We start from the raw sequence: 19,301 nt of genomic DNA, 5'->3' as shown, positions 1-19,301 counted from the left end.
CTCACGCCTGGCAGCGGGGACACCAGTAGAGCTTGCGCGCGCCGATCTCCTCGAGCGCGATCTCGGTGCCGCACACGCGACAGGGCAGCCCCGCGCGATGGTAGACCCAGTGCCGATCGTCGCGACTCGCCATCGCGGCCCGGTATCGCTCCGGCGACAGGTCGTCCATCGTCATCATCTGACCGGTCTCGACGCCGATCGCGAGCAGACGGACCCAGTCGTGCCAGAGCGCGCGCACGACGTCCTCGGGGACGTCCCGCCCCGGCGTGTGCGGGTTGAGACGCTGTCGGAACAGCATCTCGGCACGGTAGACGTTGCCGATGCCGCTGACCACGGCCTGGTCCATGAGGAGCAGCGCGATCACGGTCGGCTTCTTCCGCACGGCACGGACGAACCGCTCCTCGTTCTGCACGGGATCGCCGACCAGCGGGTCGGGTCCGAGCTTCGCGACGGTCGCCAGCATCTCGTCGGGGGTCTGCAGCACGCACGCGGTGGGACCGCGCAGGTCGGCGGCGGTGATGTCGGTCATGAGTCGCAGGCGCACCTGGCCGACGACGGGCGGCGGCCACTCGGTCCCCTCGTCGTCGAGGCCCTTCGTCTGCTCCGACATCCGCACGTGCACGCGGGCCCGCCGCGGCGCCCCGATCGACGAGAGCGAGTTCTCCCCTGCATCGTCGAGGATGGCGTCGTCCTCGGCATCGACCTCGTCGAGGACCGTGCCGCGCTGGTTCGTCTGTCCCATGCGACCGTTCGACGAAGCGATGGTCGGATCGACGAGGATCTCCCCCGCGAAGTCCCACGCCCCGTACAGGCCGAGGTGGACCCGGAGCCAGACGTCGCCCTCCGCTTCGAGGAACATCTGCTTGCCCACGGCCTGGACGCTGACCGCCTCGCGGCCGTCCAGGACCGCCGCACCCTCGGCGAAGCGACCCTGCGGGCTCGATGCTCGCATCGCCTTCCCGACGAAGTTGCGGTCGAACTGCCGGGCGATGCGATGGACGGAGTGGCCCTCGGGCATGTCAGGCCCGCGGATCCGGGAGCAGCGAGCCGTCGCGCTCGAAGTCGGCGATCTGTCCGATGCGACGGACGTGGCGTTCGTCGTGAGAGAACGGTGTCGCGATGAACGTGTCGATGAAGGAGATGACCTCCTCGAACGTATGCTGACGCGCGCCGATCGAGATCACGTTCGCGTCGTTGTGCTCCCGGGCGAGCTCCGCCGTCGAGGTGTTCCAGACGAGTGCGGCTCGCGCGCCTTCGACCTTGTTGGCCGCGATCTGCTCGCCGTTGCCCGATCCACCGAAGACCACGCCGAGCGTGTCCACTCCGGCCGCCTGGTCGGCGACGACGGCTTGCGCGGCGCGGATGCAGAACGCGGGGTAGTCGTCGAGCGCGTCGTACTCGACCGGACCGTGGTCGACGACCTCGTGCCCCGCGCCGCGCAGATGATCCTGCAGCTGCGTGGAGAAGTCGAGACCCGCGTGATCGGTGGCGATGTGGATGCGCATGGCTCCCATCCTAGGAGCGCGGACGCCTCATCACGGTGCGACGCCGGCGGCAGCCGGCTTGAACCCCGCGCGCACGTTCTCGCAGCAGCCGGGGCGGCACACGTCGAACCCGCCGGGAAGCGACGTGACGTGCGGACGCTCCTCGTTGGGACGACCTTCGAGACGCTCCTCGATCAGATCGACGATGCCCGCGACGAACGACGCGGCGACACCGGGAGTCGGGGTCCGCGTGAAGGCCAGGCCCGCCTCCTCGGCGGCCTCGGCGGCCTCGGTGTCGAGGTCCCAGAGCACCTCCATGTGGTCGCTCATGAATCCGACGGGCACCACGGCGACCGCCTTGCGGCCCCGCGCGGGCAGTTCGCCGATGACGTCGCACACGTCGGGCTCGAGCCACGGCTGCGATGCAGGACCGGATCGCGACTGGTAGACGAGCTCCCACGAGACCTCGGCGGCCGCCGGGACCGTCGCCCGGACGCGATCCATGACCCAGGCCGCCACGGCGAGATGCTGCGCCGCGTAGGCACCGCCCTCGCCCCAGTCGATGTCGCGGGCGCCGGAGCGCTCGGCGTCGGCGGTCGGGATGCTGTGGGTGGAGAAGAGGATCTGGATGTCCGCCGCGGCGATGCCGTCGGCGAGGAAGGCCTCGACGGCGTCACGCACTCCGGTCTCGAACGACTCGACGAAGCCGGGGTGGTCGTAGAACGGGCGGATCTTGTCGATCGTCACGGTCTCGCCGAGGCCCGTCTCCTCCAGAACCCTGGCGAAGTCCTCGCGATACTGGCGGCAGCTGGAGAACGAGCTGTAGGCACTCGTCGCGAACGCGAGGAGCGTGCGGTGTCCCTGGTCGGCCGCCTCGGTCACGACCTCCTCGAGATAGGGGCTCCAGTTGCGGTTTCCCCAGTAGACGGGGAGGTCGATGCCGCGTCGTGCGAGCTCACCCTCGAGCGCCTCCTTCAGAATGCGGTTCTGACCGTTGATCGGGCTCACTCCGCCGAAGTGACGGTAGTGGTGGGCCACCTCCTCGAGGCGCTCGTCGGGGATGCCGCGGCCGCGCGTGACGTTGCGGAGGAACGGGATGACGTCCTCCTGCCCCTCGGGTCCGCCGAAGCCGGCGAGGAGGATGCCGTCGTACGCCGTCGGAGTGCTCACGAACGGGGCCCCGCTCGCGGCGGCGGCAGAGGCAAAGGGGACGATGTTCGGCTCGATCGCAGTCACTCCCCCATCCTTTCATCTTCCTGACGTGAGACAGGCCGTCGTGCTGGCGTAGGCTGTCATGGTTGCCGTGGGCGCCAACTGCGCTGGGTTGCGGCAGCATCCCCTCACCCCTGGGAGTACAGCTGTGCCTGGAGAGAACCTCACCCGCATCGAAGCGCAGGAGCGCCGCGACGTCGTCGACACCCAGTCCTACGAGGTCTCGCTCGACCTGACCAAGGGCGCGGAGGTCTTCGGATCCCGCAGCGTCGTGCGCTTCACCGCGACGCCGGAGAGCTTCACCTTCATCGACCTCATCGCCCGCGAGGTGCGCGAGATCTCGCTCAACGGGGAGCAGCTCGATCCTGACGAGGTCTTCGCCGACTCCCGCATCGCGCTCGCCGGCCTGCAGGCCGAGAACGTGCTCGTCGTCGACGCGGACTGCCTCTACACCAACACGGGCGAGGGCCTCCACCGTTTCGTCGATCCCGTCGACGGCGAGGTGTACCTCTATTCCCAGTTCGAGGTGCCCGACTCCCGGCGCGTGTTCGCGGTCTTCGAGCAGCCCGACCTGAAGGCCACCTTCCAGTTCACGGTCACCGCCCCCGCGACGTGGAAGGTCGTCTCGAACTCCCCCACCCCCGAGCCCATCGTCCACGACGACCCCTCGGTCGCGACGTGGGGATTCGAGCCGACCCCACGCATCTCGTCGTACATCACGGCCCTCGTCGCGGGCCCCTACGAGTCCACGTTCTCGGAGCTCACCAGCGCCTCCGGTCGCGTGATCCCGCTCGGCGTCTACGGCCGCAAGAGCCTGTGGCAGCACCTCGACGCCGACTACATCTTCGACAAGACGCGCGAGGGCTTCGCGTACTACGAGTCGAAGTTCGGCGTCCCCTACCCGTTCGCCAAGTACGACCAGCTGTTCGTCCCCGAGTTCAACGCCGGGGCCATGGAGAACGCCGGCGCGGTCACGTTCACCGAGACCTACGTGTTCCGCAGCAAGGTGACCGATGCCGTCAAGGAGCGCCGGGTCGTCACGATCCTGCACGAGCTGGCCCACATGTGGTTCGGCGACCTGGTCACCATGAAGTGGTGGAACGACCTCTGGCTGAACGAGTCCTTCGCGGAGTGGGCGTCGACGATCGCGACCGCCGAGGCCACCGAGTGGACCGAGGCCTGGACGACGTTCAACGCGATGGAGAAGACCTGGGCCTACCGTCAGGATCAGCTCCCTTCGACCCACCCGATCACGGCCGTCATCAACGACCTCGAGGACGTGCAGGTCAACTTCGACGGCATCACGTACGCCAAGGGCGGATCGGTCCTCAAGCAGCTCGCCGCCTGGGTCGGCATCGAGGCGTTCTTCGCCGGTGTCTCCCAGTACTTCCAGAAGCACTCCTGGGGCAACACGGAGCTCAGCGACCTCCTCGTCGAGCTCGAGGCCACCAGCGGCCGCGACCTCGGCACGTGGTCGAAGAAGTGGCTGGAGACCGCAGGCGTGAACACGCTGGAGCCGGTCGTGGCCGAGGACTCCCAGGGCATCATCACGCGGTTCGCGGTGACCCAGACCGCACCGGCCGACTACCCGACGATCCGACCGCACCGCCTCGGCATCGGCTTCTACTCGCTGCAGGACGGATCGCTCGTGCGCAGTCACTACGCCGAGGTCGACGTCGACGGCGACCGCACGGAGATCCCGGAGCTGCACGGCATCGCGCGCCCCGACCTCATCCTGCTCAACGACAACGACCTCGCGTACGCCAAGATCCGTCTGGACGAGCGCTCCCTGGCGACCGCCATCGCTCACCTCGCCGACATCAGCGACCCGCTCGCCCGCTCGCTCGTGTGGGGCGCCGCCTGGGACCAGACGCGCGACGCGGAGAGCGCGGCGTCGGACTACATCGACCTCGTGCTCGGCAACATCGGCCGCGAGACCGAGTCGACGACGGTGCGCACGACGCTCGCGCAGCTCCGCACGGCGGCCACCCTGTACGTCGCCCCCGACGAGCGCCTCGCAGCGCGCCAGAAGGTCGCGGACGGGCTGTGGACGCTCGCCGAGAGCGCCCAGTCCGGCAGCGACAGCCAGCTGCAGTTCGTCACGGCGTTCGCCGGCTCCCTCGTCACCCCCGAGCATGCGGGCATCGTCGGGCGTCTGCGGTCCGGAGAGGAGACCCTGCCCGGACTCGAGATCGATGCGGACCTGAACTGGCAGCTGCTCGTCGGCCTGGCGACGATCGGTGCGACAGATGCCGCGAGCATCGACGCCGCTCTTGCGGCGGACAACACCGCGAAGGGCGGCGAGTTCGCCGCGCAGGCGCGTGCGGCGCTGCCCGATCCGGCATCGAAGAAGGCCGCATGGGCCTCGCTCGTCGAGCGCGACGATGCGCCGAACACCGTCGTGCGGTCGGCGGCGCTCGGCTTCGTGCATCCTGCCGGCGTCGAGTCCCTGCGGGACTTCGTCCCCGCGTACTTCGACATGCTCCTGCCCGTCTGGGAGTCGCGCACCTACCAGATCGCGCAGTATCTGATCGTCGGCCTCTTCCCCACGGCGCTCGCGGACGTCGCCCTGCGCGACGCCACGCGCGCGTGGCTCTCCGCGAACCAGGAGGCCGCCCCCGCACTGCGTCGTCTCGTTCTCGAGAACCTCGCCGACGTCGAGCGCGCCCTCGCCGCGCAGGCGCGCGACGCGGAGGACTGACCCTCCGCGTACGGCACGACCTGATCGGGCCTCTGCACGGTGCGTCCAGCCCGCGCAGAGGCCCGATCGCTAGTCTGGAGGGGATGATGACGATGCCCCTCCAAGCGCCCGATGGTCCCGACGAGTTCACCGCTGCGGTGTCTGCCTGGTGGGCCGGCGCGCTGCAGATCCTGATGGATGTCGGACTGCAGATCCTCGGTGTCGTCGCCATCATCGTCGGGTGCATCCTCATCGCGCTCGTGCTGCGCGTGGTGATCCGCCGCGTCGTGCATCGCATCGTCGACAGCGCCAAGAACAAGGCGGACGTCGACGACACGCAGGCTCTCGAGCGCTCTCCTCTGGCGGACATGCGACTCGTGCAGCGCACGAGGACACTGGGCACGATCCTGCAGAACATCGTCAACGTGATGCTCGTGGTCATCGCGATCGTCCTGGTGGTCAACCATCTGGCGCCCACGCTCCTCGGCTCCCTGACCCTGCTGACCGCAGCCGTCGGCGCCGGTCTCGGTTTCGGCGCCCAGAACATCGTCAAGGACGTCCTGAACGGCATGTTCATCGTCGCCGAGGACCAGATCGGCATCGGCGACGTCGTCGACCTCGGCCTCGCGACCGGCGTGGTGGAGTACGTGAGCGTGCGCATCACGCAGGTCAGGGACGTGAACGGCACGCTCTGGTACGTGCGCAACGGCGAGGTCACCCGCATCGGCAACATGTCGCAGGGCTGGGCCCGCGCGATCATCGACATCGGCGTTCCTCTCGACTCCGATCTCGAGCAGGTCGAGCACACCATGCTGGAGATCGCGCAGACTCTCGCGAAGGACCCCAAGTGGCGCACGCGCATCATCGAGAAGCCCGAGCTCTGGGGACTCGAATCCATCGGCGGTGAGGCTCTCGTGGTGCGCATCGTCATCAAGACGAGGGCGAATGCGAAGGACGACGTGGCGCAGGAGCTGCGCCGTCGTCTGCGCGCAGCGCTCCTCGAGAAGGAGATCGGGCTGCCCAGCATGGAGACGGTGATCCCGACGGGGCTCGACGGCGCTCGACGCGTGCGCGGTGCGAACCCGCCCAAGACGCGGCCGAATGCGGTGACCGGCGTACCTGTGATCCCCGACCGGGGCATCTGGCGGCGCAAGAAGACGAATGACGACGGGAGCAGCCAGAAGTGACGTTCTACGACGAGGTCGGCGGACGCGAGACGTTCGCGCGGATCGTCTCGGTGTTCTACCGCGAGGTCGCGCTCGACCCGGTGCTGAAGCCGATGTACCCCGAAGAGGACCTCGGACCGGCCGAGGAGCGGCTGCTGCTCTTCCTCGAGCAGTACTGGGGCGGGCCCACGACCTACGGAGAGACTCGAGGACACCCCCGTCTCCGCATGCGCCACATGCCCTTCCACGTCGATCCCGACGCCAGGGACCGTTGGCTCCGTCACATGCGCACGGCCGTGGACGAGGCGGAGTTGTCGCCCCTGCACGAATCCACGCTGTGGGACTACCTCGAGCGCGCGGCGTATGCCATGGTGAACACATTCGAGCCGTCCGGAATCGGCGCCCCCGCTGACGGACGCCCCCAGTTCGAGAACCGCTCACGTCAGGAATCAACGGAGACCTCATGACGAACACGCCCCTGTCTGCCGACGTTCTGGTCATCGGATGGGGGCTGGCCGGGCTCGTCGCCGCCGGCGAGGCGCTCGACGCCGGTCGTCGGGTCGTCCTCGTCGATCAGGAGCCGCGGACGAATCTCGGCGGTCAGGCGTGGTGGTCGTTCGGCGGGCTCTTCCTCATCGACTCTCCCGAGCAGCGCCGCCTGGGGATCCGCGACTCGCTCGCACTGGCGACTCAGGACTGGTTCGGCACTGCGGGGTTCGACCGCGAGGAGGACCACTGGCCGCGACGCTGGGCGGAGGCCTACCTGAACTTCGCCGCGGGCGAGAAGCGCTCGTGGCTGCACGCCCGCGGCATGCGATTCTTCCCCGTCGTCGGGTGGGCGGAACGCGGCGGGTACGGGGCGCTCGGTCCCGGGAACTCCGTTCCGCGGTTCCACATCACCTGGGGCACCGGACCCGGAGTGGTCGCGCCGTTCGCCGCCGCCGTCGAACAGGGCGAGCGCGACGGTCGGCTGACGATCCTGGCACGACACCGGGTGACCGAGCTCGTCACGTCCGACGGAGCCGTCACCGGTGCACGGGGAGAGATCCTCGCGTCCAGCGGCGCCGTCCGCGGCGAGGCGTCGCCGCGCGAGGTGATCGGCGACTTCGACATCGCCGCGGGCGCCACGGTCGTCTGCTCCGGCGGTATCGGAGGCAACCACGAGCTCGTGCGGAGCGCCTGGCCGGCGTCGCTCGGCACCCCACCGGCGCGAATGCTCAGCGGCGTCCCCGCGTATGTCGACGGGTCCATGCTCGCGGTGTCCGAGGCCGCGGGCGCACGGGTGATCAACGGCGACAGGATGTGGCATTATGTCGAAGGCATCAAGAACTGGAACCCGGTGTGGCCGGCACATGGCATCCGCATCCTCCCCGGTCCGTCCTCGCTCTGGCTCGACGCCACCGGTCGCCGGCTGCCCGTCCCTCTGTTCCCCGGGTTCGATACGCTGGGCACGCTCGCCCACCTGCGTTCCACGGGGCACGACCACTCGTGGTTCGTGACCTCCCGCCAGATCGTGGAGAAGGAGTTCGCCCTCTCGGGCAGCGAGCAGAATCCCGACCTCACCGGGAAGGACGTCGGCCTCCTGGTGCGGTCGCGTCTCGCCAAGGGGCCGACCGGACCCGTCCAGTCCTTCCTCGACGAGGGCGAGGACTTCATCGTGGAGAACGACCTCGAGTCGCTGCTGGAGCAGATGAAGGCGCACGCCGGCGGGGAGGCTCTCGACATCGAGCAGGCGCGACGCGAGATCGTGGCGCGGGACCGCGAGATGGACAACGACTTCACGAAGGACGCTCAGATCGGCATGCTCCGATCGATGCGCGCCTACCGCGGAGACCGGCTGATCCGCACCGCCGCACCGCATCGGCTGCAGGATCCCGCCGCGGGTCCGCTGATCGCCGTGCAGCTGCACGTGCTCACCCGGAAGTCGCTCGGCGGAATCACCACCGATCTCGACGGTCGCGCCCTCGATGCGAGCGGACGCCCCATCGCCGGCCTCTTCGCCGCCGGTGAGGCGAGTGGATTCGGCGGAGGCGGCGTGCACGGATACCGGGCGCTGGAGGGCACCTTCCTCGGCGGCTGCCTGTTCTCCGGCCGCCAGACCGGCCGGGCGGCCGCACGCTGACGACGTGCGCCTCGACGTCGCGGACGGACACGACCGCCGCGGGTCGTCAGGGGGATCCCGTGCCTCTGACCGCGGTCAGGCCGGTGGCCATCGGACCGCGAGTGAGCACGTGCCCGCGCCGGAACGCCAGACGGGACCATCGGCCGGATCGCGTGATGACCACGTCCTCTTCGCCGGAGATGAAGCCGAAGGCGTCCGCCGCGAAGGCCACTCCCCTGGGCAGGCCCGCGAGGTCCTCGTCCGGCTCGCCCCAGACGGATGCCCGCAGCGCGCGGACCGCCTCCTCCCCCGAGCCGATCCCCGCACCGCGCGCCACGGCGCTGATGCCCCATTGGGCGCGCTGCGCGACGACGGATGCCGGTACCGTGGCGGTCGCCTCCCATCGACCACGGGGAGGCGCGACACCGGCCCATGCCGGCGAAAGGCCCGTGTCGGGGAGATCGAGAGTCCGCGGATCGTCGGTCGCCGCCAGCGACGCCACCACGACGTCGCATTCGAGCTCCGGATCGGCGTGGACGATCCTCATCGCGAGCACCGTCGGAGTGTGATCGAAGAGGCCCTGCGGCGCGAGAGCCGCCGCGGTGAGGGCCAGGACGCCGCCGGCTGCCTGCAGCCGCACGCCCTCGTCCGTGATCCGGGCCGCCCGCCCGACGAACGTGAGGACGTCTCTGGTCGTGTCGTCGTCGGCGAGGAGGAGCTGATGGGGCACGCCCTCTAAACTATCAACGCCGCATCAACCGCAGTCGCGGGAAGGAAGTCATGACCGCCGACGAACACGCGATCCGCACTGTCGAACAGCTCCTGGAGGTCCTCGACCTCGACTCGACGCAGGCGAGGACGACCGAGGACATCTTCACGGGTTCCTCCCATCCGATGCCGTCCGGTCGCATCTACGGCGGACAGGTGCTCGCACAGAGCCTGCTCGCCGCCGAGCGCACGCTCCCCGAAGACCGGGCGGTCCACTCGATGCACGGATACTTCCTCCGCCCCGGGGATGCGAGTCAGGGGATCACCATCGCGGTGGATCGCATCCACGACGGACGCTCGTTCTCCACGCGTCGCTCGCAGGCGTATCAGAACGGGGTCCCGATCTTCTCGATGATCGCGTCGTTCCAGGACGAGGATCCGGGGCTCGAGCATGCGACGCCGATGCCCGAGGGGGTGCCGTCGCCCGACTCGCTGCTCCCCGATGAGCAGCGGGTCGACGGTCTGCCGGCGGGCACCGCCCGGATGCTCAGCGACCGTGCGGCGGACATCCGCCACGTGGAGGGGCCGCTGTTCCTTCCGAGCGACGATGCTCGCGTGCCCCAGCAGGGCGTCTGGATGCGGATGCGCGCTCCTCTTCCCGACGATCAGCGGATCCACCGGGCGGCGCTGGCATACCTCAGCGACATGACGATCCAGGAGTCGATCCTCCGCGCTCACGGCGTGTACTGGGCGCTGCCAGGACTCAAGGTCGCGAGCCTCGATCACGCGATGTGGTGGCATCGACCCGCTCGCGTGGACGAGTGGCTCCTGTATCTGCAGGAGTCCCCGAACGCCCGTGGCGGGAGAGGGCTCGCTCAGGGCCGCATCTACTCCGAGACCGGGGATCTCGTCGCCTCCGTGGCCCAGGAGATCATGGTACGCGTTCCCGCCTCGGACTGAGTCGGGCGCCTGCAGTCCTGGTTCCGGAAGCGCCCGGACGCAGGGATCAGCGGTGGGCGTACTCGATCGAGGGGCCGACGAACGGCGCCCACGCGTCGCGCATCTCCTGCGTGAGACGTGTGGGCGTGCCCGATCCGGCATCGACGAGCACGATGATCGCCGTGGAGCGCGCATAGAGTGTGCGAGGCTCCGCCGCGGGATCGTTGTGGACCTCGTAGCAGACCTCGACGCTCGAGCCGCCGAGCTTGCCGAACCACATCTGCACCTCGAGCGGGCGGCGCTGGTACGGCACCGGAGCGAGGTACTCGATCTCCTGACGAGCGATGAGGGTCAGCACGCCCTCGTCGATCCCCGAGTCGAGGACCGCTGTGGACGGCGCCTCCTCGCCGGGTCCCGCACGCCAGAAAGCGCGCACGCGCGCCTCCTCGAGCAGCTTCAGCATCGAGGTGTTGTTGACGTGGTTGAACGCATCCAGATCGCCCCAGCGGAGGTGGATCGGGATGTGCAGCCGGGACCCGGTCGAGTCGGTCTCGCTCATCCGAGGTCAGTCGCGGGTCAGCTTGCGGTGGGTGGACCGGTGCGGCTTGGCGGCATCCGGACCCAGGCGCTCGATCTTGTTCTCCTCGTAGGCCTCGAAGTTGCCCTCGAACCAGTACCACTGGTCGGGGTTCTCGTCGGTGCCCTCGTACGCGAGGATGTGCGTCGCGATGCGGTCGAGGAACCACCGGTCGTGGGTGATCACGACGGCGCAGCCCGGGAACTCGAGCAGGGCGTTCTCCAGGGAGCTGAGCGTCTCGACGTCGAGGTCGTTGGTCGGCTCGTCGAGGAGGAGGAGGTTGCCGCCCTCCTTCAGGGTGAGGGCGAGGTTCAGACGGTTGCGCTCACCGCCCGAGAGGACGCCGGCCTTCTTCTGCTGGTCCGGGCCCTTGAACCCGAACTTGGAGACGTAGGCTCGCGACGGGATCTCGGTCTTCCCGACGGTGATGAAGTCGAGGCCGTCGGAGACGACCTCCCACAGCGTCTTGTTCGGGTCGATGTTCGACCGCGACTGGTCGACGTAGCTGATCTTGACGGTCTCGCCGATCTTGAGGTCACCGCCGTCGAGCGGCTCGAGTCCGACGATGGTCTTGAACAGCGTCGTCTTTCCCACGCCGTTGGGGCCGATGACGCCGACGATGCCGTTCGGCGGAAGGCTGAAGCTCAGGCCGTCGATGAGCGACCGTCCGTCGAAGCCCTTCTGCAGCTTCTTGGCCTCGATGACGACACTGCCGAGACGGGGCCCAGCGGGGATCTGGATCTCCTCGAAGTCGAGCTTCCTCGTCCGCTCCGCCTCCGCCGCCATTTCCTCGTACCGGGCGAGACGCGCCTTGGACTTGGTCTGACGCCCCTTGGCGCTCGAGCGCACCCACTCGAGCTCGTCCTTGAGACGCTTCGCGAGCTTCGCGTCCTTCTTCCCCTGGATCTCGAGACGCTCGCCCTTCTTCTCGAGGTACGTCGAGTAGTTGCCCTCGTACCCGATCAGCCGGCCGCGGTCGACCTCGGCGATCCACTCGGCGACGTGGTCGAGGAAGTATCGGTCGTGGGTGATCGCGATGACCGCGCCCTTGTAGGCCTGCAGATGCTGCTCGAGCCACAGCACGCTCTCGGCGTCGAGGTGGTTGGTCGGCTCGTCGAGGAGCAGCAGGTCGGGCTTCTGGAGCAGCAGCTTGGCGAGAGCCACGCGGCGCTTCTCACCACCGGAGAGCGGTGCGATGGCGGCATCCGCCGGGGGCGTGCGCAGCGCGTCCATGGCCTGCTCGAGCTGGGAGTCGAGGTCCCATCCGTCGGCGGCGTCGATCTCCTCCTGCAGGGTGCCCATCTCAGCGAGCAGTGCATCGAAGTCGGCGTCCGGATCGGCCATCGCCAGCGAGATCTCGTTGAAGCGGTCGACCTTGGCCTTGATCGCGATGCCGTCCTGGATGTTCTCGATCACGGTCTTCGACTCGTCGAGCTCGGGCTCCTGCATCAGGATCCCGACCGAGAAGCCCGGCGTGAGCTTGGCCTCGCCGTTCGACGGCGTGTCCAAGCCCGCCATGATCTTGAGGATCGTGGACTTGCCCGCGCCGTTCGGACCGACCATGCCGATCTTCGCGCCCGGGAGGAACGACATCGTCACATCGTCGAGGATGAGCTTCTCGCCCACCGCCTTGCGTGCACGAACCATCGAGTAGATGTACTCAGCCACCGAAAACCGCTCCTTCTGTTGGCATCGAAGATCGACACTCCAGCCTACCGGCCATCATGGTGCCGACCTGCGTGCGGGCTGATCCTCCGTGCAGAGGTGGGCGCCGGCACTCACCAGTCGATCGCGCGTGTCGTCCCCACGAGACACCGACCCTCGGCCAGCTGCGGCAGAACGGCGGTCACCGGTTCGCCTGTCGACGGCCCGACCTGTCCCACCAGGCAGTCCGCGTCGCCCCACCGCACCGAGAACTGAAGGCTCTCCACCGGATTGCCGACGGTCGTCGCGTCCTGAGTGACCTGCATCGCGGCTCGATCGAAACCCGCAGCGGTGAGTGCGTCGACGTACGCTCGTCCCGAGCCGCGCTGATCCGACGCCCACACGGCCGCCGTCACGGCGGCGAAGAGAGGCAGATTGTCCTCCGCGCTGCCGTCCGCCACATACGCCGGTCCCTCGGGAGTCGGGGGCGCGGTCGGGCTGGGCCGGACCGGATCGTCCGAAGGCTCGGGCGTGGTCATCGGACTGCACGACGCGAGCGAGAGGGCCAGCGCGGCGCCGCCGAGAACGGCGACGGCCGCCTGCGAGACGGAGGCGGACGGTCGTCGAAGCACGACACGAGTCTATGTCCCCGCCGCGTCTCCCCCGGCTGCCGCGGCCGCCGTGACCGTCGAAGGGCTGCCGCTCCCGGCCGCATTCAGTCGGTCTCGGCCCAGCCGTCCGACGCCGAACCGGCGCCGACACTCAGCTCCGAGTCCTGGTCCGAGATCGCGGCTTGGAACGCCTCGTCGAAATCCTCCACCCGTCCGTCCGCGCGGGAGCCGGTGGACACCCACGGCGTCTCGATGACGCGATCCCCCTCCGGTGCCGACCGCCGAGCATCCGGTGCGGGCGCCGCCCCCTCCGGGGACGACGTGCTCCGCGGCGCGTGCTCCGTCGCGGCGGATCGGGAGTTGCGTCGGTAGGCCGTCGTGCCCCAGCGGAGATCGTGGCCGATCGCATCCGCGTCGATGTCGACGCTCGTCCCCTGTCTGCCGTTGTTCTCCCAGGCTCGGATCTTCACCTTGCCGGTGACGATCACGCTGTCCCCTGCGCGGATCGACGCCTTCGCATTCTCACCGAGCTGCCGGAACGCCGCCACCGAGTACCAGTTGGTCACCACGTCCACCCAGGTCTGGGTCGACTCGTCGAACCGACGATGCGTGCTGGCCACCCGGAAGTTGGTCACCGCGACGCCGTTCGCGGTCCGCCCCTGGGTGGGGTCGGTCGCCACGTTCCCCACGATCGTGATGATGTCGTACATGATCTCTCCTCTTCACGCCGGGACGGACCCGGATCAGGACAGCCTGCGCCACCGCGACCGCGTCGGCAGGGGCGCGGACCGGCCGTTGTGCACAACCGGATGACTTCTTCTCCTGTGCGGGGCGAGTTGCGCCCGGGCCCCCGGACACGCCCGGGGCGAATGTCGGTGGTCGGTCGTATGTTCGAATCCGGAAGGAGAAAGACATGTCCGCGAACCTGATCACCTCATCACCCGAGTTGCCGCTCGCGACTCCTCGGCTGTCCTCGCCGCGCGAGCACCTCGTCCGGGCCTCGGCGCACCTGTGGCGGGTGCAGGACGGGGCAGGACGGATTCTCGGGCATCTGCGCATCGTCCCCGACCCGCTCGGTCTCCGGTACCGAGCGGAGCGACTGCACCTCGCCACCGGCGACTTCTGGCTCGTCGGCGACTTCTGGAGGCCCGACGACGCCGTTGCCGCCCTGCGGAACGGCTGACGACGGGATGCGCATCGAGTGCCCCCGGCAGGATTCGAACCTGCGACCAAGAGATTAGAAGGCTCCTGCTCTATCCCCTGAGCTACGGAGGCGGCAGGACTACCGTACCGCCCCCGGCCCGATGTCGGCGCCGTCGATAGGATGACGTCATGGTATCTGCGTCAGAGAACGACCGTCTCGTCTGGATCGACTGCGAGATGACGGGCCTCGATCTCGCCGTCGATGAGCTCGTCGAGATCGCGGTCGTGATCACCGACTTCGAGCTCCGGCCCGTCGATCCGGGATTCCAGGTCGTCATCCGACCCAGCGATGCGGCTCTCGCGAACATGAACGACTTCGTGACGAAGATGCACGAGACGTCGGGACTGATCACGGAGATCCCGGAAGGCCTCAGCCTGGCGGAGGCGGAGGCGCAGACCCTCGCCTACATCAAGCGGTTCGCTCCGGTCGAGCGCAGATCGCCCCTCGCAGGCAACACGATCGGAACGGATCGGATGTTCCTCGCGAAGTACATGCCTCAGGTCGACCAGTGGCTGCACTATCGCAACGTCGACGTGTCGAGCATCAAGGAGCTCTCGCGCCGGTGGTACCCCCGCGTCTTCTTTCAGGCTCCCACGAAGGACGGAGGGCATCGAGCACTCGCCGACATCCTCGAGTCGATTCGTGAGCTCCGCTATTACCGCGAGGCCGTGTTCGTCGACGAGCCCGGACCGTCCAGCGACGACGCGCGGGAGATCGCCACGCGCACCGTGTCGGAGTTCACCCCGAACATGTAATAGACTCATCTGGTTGCCAACTCCGGTTGGCACATGGTGGGTATAGCTCAGCTGGTAGAGCGCTGGCTTGTGGTGCCGGATGTCGCGGGTTCGAGTCCCGTTACTCACCCCACAGCAAGAAGGTCCGAGTCGCACGACTCGGACCTTCTTCGGTTTCCGATGCCGTGATCTCTCAGGCGGGCGGATCCCTCGTCATGGCCAACGGCCGGCGGGCTCTAGGATTGCGGAGTGTCGCTCGCAGTCTGGTTCTCGCTTCTGACCGCCTGTGTCGTGATCAGCTTCACGCCAGGCGCCGGTGCGATCAACACGATGTCGAACTCGCTCTCCCAGGGCTGGCGCAGATCCATCTGGGGCATCATCGGCCAGCAGCTCGCACTGATCGTGCACGTCGTCATCGTCGCCGCGGGTGTGGGCCTCCTCGTGTCGCGCTCCGAGCTGCTGTTCAACGTCATCCGGTACGCGGGAGCGGCGTACCTCGTCTACCTCGGCATCCGATTGATCCTGACCAGGCCGACAGCGCTCGCGGCCGGCGAGGAGCCCGACGCGACCGCCTTCGAAGGGCACTGGTCGATGATCCGCCGGGGCTTCTGGGTCAACCTCCTCAATCCGAAGGCCATCGTCTTCTTCCTCGCCTTCATCCCCCAGTTCATCCGCCTCGACGAGCCGCAGCTCCCTCAGTACCTGACATTGATCGTCACGGTGATGATCGTGGACGTGCTCGTCATGTGGGGCTTCTTCGCCGCCGCCGCGCGTCCGTTCCGGCGGTACACCCGCACAGCGCGCGGTCAGCGGGTGCTGAACACGGTCTTCGGCCTGCTGTTCATCGGCGTCGCCGGTCTGCTTCTGCTGCTGCACTGATCGCTGCGCCTCGCCGGCTCGGCAATAGGCTGGTGACGATGGAGATGGAAGCAACGGCATTCGAGGAGCTCGTCGTCGACGAGCTCGATCAGCTGCCCGATGACATGGTCGAAGGTCTCGACAACGTCGTGTTCGTCGTCGAGGACCGTCCGGAGGACGGCAGTCTCGACCTTCTCGGCCTGTACGACGGATTGGCGCTGACAGAACGCACCCAGTACGGCATGGGCGAGCTGCCCGACCGCATCGTGGTCTACCGCGAGCCCCACCTTCTCCAGTGCGAGACCGTCGATGAGCTGCGGGACGAAGTCCACACGACGCTCGTGCACGAGATCGCGCACTTCTACGGCATCGATGACGAGCAGCTGCACGAGCTGGGCTGGGCATGACCCCGCTCGCGACACCCGACCTCGATGTCGACGAGTCGCTCGATCTGTCCGCGGCACCCCTCGAGCCGTGGGAGGTCGTGGTGTGGAACGACCCCGTGAATTTGATGAGCTACGTCGTGCGCGTTTTCCGCACGTACTTCGGCTACTCCGTCGAGCGAGCCACGCAGCTGATGCTCGCCGTGCACCACGAGGGGCGCGCCGTCGTCGCCACGGGACCCCGCGAGACGATGGAGGTGCATGCGCAGGCAATGCACGACTACGGACTGTGGGCGACGGTGAGGAAGGTCGCGGGATGACGGATGACAGCGTCGGCCTTCGGATGGCCAGGATCGAAGCCGCACAGCTGCTGCAGCTGGTGGAGGACTTCCGCGATCTCATCGCGGCGCGCGATCGCACAGACCCCGCCATCGCGCGCCTGACCCCTGACGCATACCCCGACGACGAGTCCGCGTCACGAGCCTTCGCAGACGCGACCAGAGACGACCTGCTCGCCCGGCGAGCCGTCGACGCCGATGTCGTCAGGACCTCCCTGGGCGGCCTGCGCGCAGACATCGGCGCACTGTCGCCTGCGCAGGCGGGCGCCGAGCACGTGATCTCCCTCCGCCCCGCGGAGGTCGACTCGTGGATCCGAACGCTCGCTGCGCTACGCCTCGTGGTCGCCGCACGCCTCGGGATCGCCGACGACGACGCCTATGACTCCGACGATCCGCGTTACGGGATCTACGACTGGCTCGGATACCGACTCGAGGTCGTCATCCAGGCGGCCGACGCCCTGCTCTGAGGCTTCACGGGATGTCGACGACTCGCGTCGCGAGCGACCTCGGATCGTCTCTGGCGATGTGCCGCTGCTCCTGACGAGCCCACCGGTCCCAGTGCGGACGGTACGTCTCGCCGTCCCGGGCCAGCGCACGCGCCTTGCGCCCGGCTTCCGCCGACTCCACCCAGATGCGCACGTCGGCCATCCGCGAGGTCGTCGGCGTCAGGATGCCGCTCCCCTCCACGATGAGACCCAGGGCCGGGTCCACGGCATGGCTCTCCGCCTCGGTGCGTCGGTCCCAGTCCCAGCGCTGCCAGGTGCCCACGAGTCCGCGTCCGTGCGGCCGGAGGATGCCGTCGACGGCTCGGATCACGCCCTCGTCCAGACCGTCCCACCCGGGATACAGCGAGTCGAGGGCGATCAGCTGGACACGTCCCCCGATCGGCCAGTGACCGGCGAGGGCACGCGCGAGAGTCGTCTTGCCGGCTCCGCTCCGTCCGTCGATGACGACCACCGGATTGGATGCCGCGACCGCCCTGATGTCCGCGACGATCGCCGGCACAGCTCGCGCGAGCGCCGCTGCTACCGGATCGTCACTTCTTGAGTGCACGGATGATGCGCGTGAGTGCCCGTCCGGTGACCCACACGAAGGGCACCGCGACGATCAGCAGAGTGACGATGTTGGGCTCGAAGCGGAGGCCCTCCTCGCGACGGACGTAGACGCCCACGGGAATCGACACACCGCCTCCGCCGCCGCCCTCGGCACCGTCTCCGCTGCCTCCGCCGAAGCCGGAGTAGGTGAAGGCGACCGGTGTGATGCTGACGCCGTCGACGTCCTGCGGCTCGCCGTACGCGCTCTTCACGCCGAACGAGGCGGCCTGCTTTCCGAGTTCCAGTGCGATGTTGGGCATGTGACCACGCTAGCCGACGCGGGCCCGCACCGCGGCGTCAATCGACGCCGTGCGCCTTCGGATGCTGAGCCGCACCGCGGCCGGCCCCTCGTCCGAGGTGACGCGCGCGGGTGATCGTGGACGAGCCGAACCGAGCCACAGCGTCGTCGACGGCTCCTTCCACACGGCGCCAGTCCTCGTCGTCGTCCCAGAGCCCGAGAGCGCCGCCGCCCGCCGGCCTCAGATTCTCGGCACGGACGCCGATCAGCCGCACGGGGTCTCGACGTTCGATCTGCTCGAACAGCGTCTGCGCCGCCTCCCCGATGCGCTGACCGACCGCGGTGGGGTCCGGCAGCGTCTGAGATCTGGTCAGGGTGCGGAAATCGTCGAAACGGACCTTGATGGAGACCGTCGCGGTCTCCCATTCCGCTCTGCGGAGGCGGGACGCGACGCGATCTGCCAGCCGCAGCAGCTCGGCGCGCAGGAACGTCCGGTCGGCGATGTCGGTGTCGAAGGTCTCCTCATGACCGATGCTCTTCTCCACGCGCTCCGTCTCGACTTCGCGCGCATCCTCACCGCGCGCCAGCTGCACGAGGCGCGCGCTGAGCGCGGGCCCCACGGCGCGCGCGAGCATCTCCGCAGAGCTCTCCCTGATGTCGCGGACGGTGCGGATGCCGCGGGCCTCCAGCGCCTCCGCCGCCTTGGGACCCACTCCCCACATCGCCCGGACGGGCCTGGGATCGAGGAACGCCTGCGTGTCCCTGGCCCCGACCACGAGCATCCCGTCGGGCTTCGCGATGGTCGATGCCATCTTCGCGACGTGCTTCGTGGCGGCGACCCCCACGCTACACGTGATGCCCACCTCCTCGAGCACTCGGGCACGGACGAGCCGCGCGATCTGCGCAGGGCTCCCCCACAGTCGCCTGACTCCCTGCACGTCGAGGAACGCCTCGTCCACCGACAGGGGCTCGACGAAAGGCGTGAACGACTCGAAGATCGCCATCACCTTGCGGGAGACAGCCTGATAGCGATCGAAACGGGGTGGGACGATGCGTGCGGACGGGCAGAGGCGCATTGCCTGGGACACCGGCATCGCGGCCCTCACCCCGTACCGTCTCGCCTCGTAGGACGCACTGGAGACGACCGAGCGCCCCTCGGGCGCCCCGATGATCAGCGGGAGACCGCGCAGACTCGGGTCGTCGAGGACCGCGACGGCGGCATAGAAGGCATCCATGTCGACGTGGAGGATGCGCGTGCCGGCGTCGTCGACGTCGGCGTCAGAGACGATTCTTCCTCTGCCGTCGCCGTGTCCCATGAGCCCATTGTCCC

General features: G+C 68.5%; 22 protein-coding genes and 2 tRNA genes. 12 read left to right on the top strand and 12 right to left on the bottom strand.

Annotated features, from left to right (window positions below; all coding sequences use genetic code 11):
• Position 1 precedes the first annotated feature (1 nt).
• From A4X16_RS06150 to A4X16_RS06140, 3 genes are read right to left on the bottom strand one after another with little or no spacing between them, the layout of a single operon-like run.
• Positions 2–1,018, bottom strand: coding sequence for an Fpg/Nei family DNA glycosylase (locus tag A4X16_RS06150; protein ID WP_067117973.1), 1,017 nt, complete (start codon positions 1,016–1,018; stop codon positions 2–4).
• Position 1,019: 1 nt separating this feature from the next.
• The gene (locus A4X16_RS06145; protein ID WP_067117970.1) at positions 1,020–1,505 is read right to left on the bottom strand and encodes a ribose-5-phosphate isomerase; all 486 of its coding nucleotides are present in this window, start codon (positions 1,503–1,505) and stop codon (positions 1,020–1,022) included.
• Positions 1,506–1,535: 30 nt separating this feature from the next.
• Positions 1,536–2,720: a ferrochelatase gene (locus tag A4X16_RS06140; protein WP_067117967.1), complete on the bottom strand. Its 1,185-nt coding sequence runs from the start codon at positions 2,718–2,720 to the stop codon at positions 1,536–1,538.
• 124 nt (positions 2,721–2,844) lie between these two features.
• On the opposite strand from A4X16_RS06140, the gene pepN reads away from it, so the two are divergent.
• The 4 genes from pepN to A4X16_RS06120 all read left to right on the top strand — a co-directional run bounded on the left by pepN (position 2,845) and on the right by A4X16_RS06120 (position 8,664).
• Positions 2,845–5,397, top strand: a complete 2,553-nt coding sequence (gene pepN, locus A4X16_RS06135; RefSeq protein WP_067117965.1) for an aminopeptidase N — start codon at positions 2,845–2,847, stop codon at positions 5,395–5,397.
• 86 nt (positions 5,398–5,483) lie between these two features.
• Entirely contained in the window at positions 5,484–6,563 is a 1,080-nt protein-coding gene (locus tag A4X16_RS06130; protein WP_067118439.1) for a mechanosensitive ion channel family protein, read from the top strand.
• Positions 6,560–7,009, top strand: a complete 450-nt coding sequence (locus A4X16_RS06125; RefSeq protein ID WP_067117962.1) for a globin — start codon at positions 6,560–6,562, stop codon at positions 7,007–7,009. Before A4X16_RS06130 ends, A4X16_RS06125 begins: the two co-directional genes overlap by 4 nt.
• A complete protein-coding gene (locus A4X16_RS06120) occupies positions 7,006–8,664 on the top strand; it encodes an FAD-binding dehydrogenase (RefSeq protein ID WP_067117959.1) in 1,659 nt (552 codons plus the stop codon). The genes A4X16_RS06125 and A4X16_RS06120 overlap by 4 nt, the downstream gene beginning before the upstream one ends.
• A 46-nt stretch (positions 8,665–8,710) precedes the next feature.
• Here the strand turns inward: A4X16_RS06120 and A4X16_RS06115 are convergent, their stop codons facing one another.
• Positions 8,711–9,373 carry a hypothetical protein gene (locus tag A4X16_RS06115; protein ID WP_067117956.1) on the bottom strand — a complete coding sequence of 221 codons (663 nt, stop codon included), beginning with the start codon at positions 9,371–9,373 and terminating at the stop codon, positions 8,711–8,713.
• 50 nt (positions 9,374–9,423) lie between these two features.
• Here A4X16_RS06115 and A4X16_RS06110 point away from each other — a divergent pair, with 50 nt between their 5' ends.
• Positions 9,424–10,311 (top strand): acyl-CoA thioesterase, encoded by an 888-nt coding sequence (locus tag A4X16_RS06110; RefSeq protein WP_067117953.1) that lies wholly within the window; start codon positions 9,424–9,426, stop codon positions 10,309–10,311.
• Between the two features lie 46 nt (positions 10,312–10,357).
• On the opposite strand, the gene A4X16_RS06105 is transcribed toward A4X16_RS06110, so the two are convergent.
• The 4 genes from A4X16_RS06105 to ssb all read right to left on the bottom strand — a co-directional run bounded on the left by A4X16_RS06105 (position 10,358) and on the right by ssb (position 13,832).
• A complete protein-coding gene (locus tag A4X16_RS06105) occupies positions 10,358–10,849 on the bottom strand; it encodes an acyl-CoA thioesterase (protein ID WP_067117950.1) in 492 nt (163 codons plus the stop codon).
• Between the two features lie 6 nt (positions 10,850–10,855).
• Positions 10,856–12,535: an energy-dependent translational throttle protein EttA gene (ettA, locus tag A4X16_RS06100; protein ID WP_067117947.1), complete on the bottom strand. Its 1,680-nt coding sequence runs from the start codon at positions 12,533–12,535 to the stop codon at positions 10,856–10,858.
• Between the two features lie 110 nt (positions 12,536–12,645).
• The gene (locus A4X16_RS18045) at positions 12,646–13,143 is read right to left on the bottom strand and encodes a DUF6993 domain-containing protein (RefSeq protein ID WP_067117944.1); all 498 of its coding nucleotides are present in this window, start codon (positions 13,141–13,143) and stop codon (positions 12,646–12,648) included.
• An 83-nt stretch (positions 13,144–13,226) separates the two neighbouring features.
• Entirely contained in the window at positions 13,227–13,832 is a 606-nt protein-coding gene (gene ssb / locus A4X16_RS17435) for a single-stranded DNA-binding protein (protein ID WP_082914322.1), read from the bottom strand.
• A gap of 203 nt (positions 13,833–14,035) precedes the next feature.
• Between ssb and A4X16_RS06085 the strand changes: the two genes are divergently transcribed.
• A complete protein-coding gene (locus A4X16_RS06085) occupies positions 14,036–14,305 on the top strand; it encodes a hypothetical protein (protein ID WP_067117941.1) in 270 nt (89 codons plus the stop codon).
• A 19-nt stretch (positions 14,306–14,324) separates the two neighbouring features.
• Here A4X16_RS06085 and A4X16_RS06080 read toward each other — a convergent pair.
• A tRNA-Arg gene (locus A4X16_RS06080) sits at positions 14,325–14,397 on the bottom strand.
• A gap of 57 nt (positions 14,398–14,454) precedes the next feature.
• Between A4X16_RS06080 and orn the strand changes: the two genes are divergently transcribed.
• The 6 genes from orn (at position 14,455) to A4X16_RS06050 (ending at position 17,106) form a co-directional block, all read left to right on the top strand.
• The gene (orn, locus tag A4X16_RS06075) at positions 14,455–15,081 is read left to right on the top strand and encodes an oligoribonuclease (protein ID WP_067117938.1); all 627 of its coding nucleotides are present in this window, start codon (positions 14,455–14,457) and stop codon (positions 15,079–15,081) included.
• Positions 15,082–15,117: 36 nt separating this feature from the next.
• Positions 15,118–15,193, top strand: a tRNA-His gene (locus tag A4X16_RS06070).
• 116 nt (positions 15,194–15,309) lie between these two features.
• Positions 15,310–15,939: a LysE family transporter gene (locus tag A4X16_RS06065; RefSeq protein ID WP_067117935.1), complete on the top strand. Its 630-nt coding sequence runs from the start codon at positions 15,310–15,312 to the stop codon at positions 15,937–15,939.
• 38 nt (positions 15,940–15,977) lie between these two features.
• Entirely contained in the window at positions 15,978–16,325 is a 348-nt protein-coding gene (locus A4X16_RS06060) for a metallopeptidase family protein (protein WP_067118436.1), read from the top strand.
• Positions 16,322–16,621 carry an ATP-dependent Clp protease adapter ClpS gene (gene clpS / locus A4X16_RS06055; RefSeq protein ID WP_067117932.1) on the top strand — a complete coding sequence of 100 codons (300 nt, stop codon included), beginning with the start codon at positions 16,322–16,324 and terminating at the stop codon, positions 16,619–16,621. The genes A4X16_RS06060 and clpS overlap by 4 nt, the downstream gene beginning before the upstream one ends.
• Positions 16,618–17,106 (top strand): DUF2017 family protein, encoded by a 489-nt coding sequence (locus A4X16_RS06050; RefSeq protein WP_067117929.1) that lies wholly within the window; start codon positions 16,618–16,620, stop codon positions 17,104–17,106. Before clpS ends, A4X16_RS06050 begins: the two co-directional genes overlap by 4 nt.
• A 4-nt stretch (positions 17,107–17,110) precedes the next feature.
• Here A4X16_RS06050 and A4X16_RS06045 read toward each other — a convergent pair whose 3' ends face one another.
• From A4X16_RS06045 to dinB, 3 genes are read right to left on the bottom strand one after another with little or no spacing between them, the layout of a single operon-like run.
• The gene (locus A4X16_RS06045; RefSeq protein ID WP_331709742.1) at positions 17,111–17,644 is read right to left on the bottom strand and encodes a hypothetical protein; all 534 of its coding nucleotides are present in this window, start codon (positions 17,642–17,644) and stop codon (positions 17,111–17,113) included.
• Between the two features lie 31 nt (positions 17,645–17,675).
• Positions 17,676–17,993: a hypothetical protein gene (locus tag A4X16_RS06040; protein ID WP_067117926.1), complete on the bottom strand. Its 318-nt coding sequence runs from the start codon at positions 17,991–17,993 to the stop codon at positions 17,676–17,678.
• Positions 17,994–18,030: 37 nt separating this feature from the next.
• The gene (gene dinB, locus A4X16_RS06035) at positions 18,031–19,287 is read right to left on the bottom strand and encodes a DNA polymerase IV (RefSeq protein WP_067117923.1); all 1,257 of its coding nucleotides are present in this window, start codon (positions 19,285–19,287) and stop codon (positions 18,031–18,033) included.
• Positions 19,288–19,301 lie beyond the last annotated feature (14 nt).

This window comes from Microbacterium sp. H83 (genome assembly GCF_001650405.1).
GTDB lineage: Bacteria > Actinomycetota > Actinomycetes > Actinomycetales > Microbacteriaceae > Microbacterium.
The sequence above is the reverse complement of the archived record's forward strand: the minus strand, read 5'-3'. Positions and strand labels throughout refer to the sequence as shown.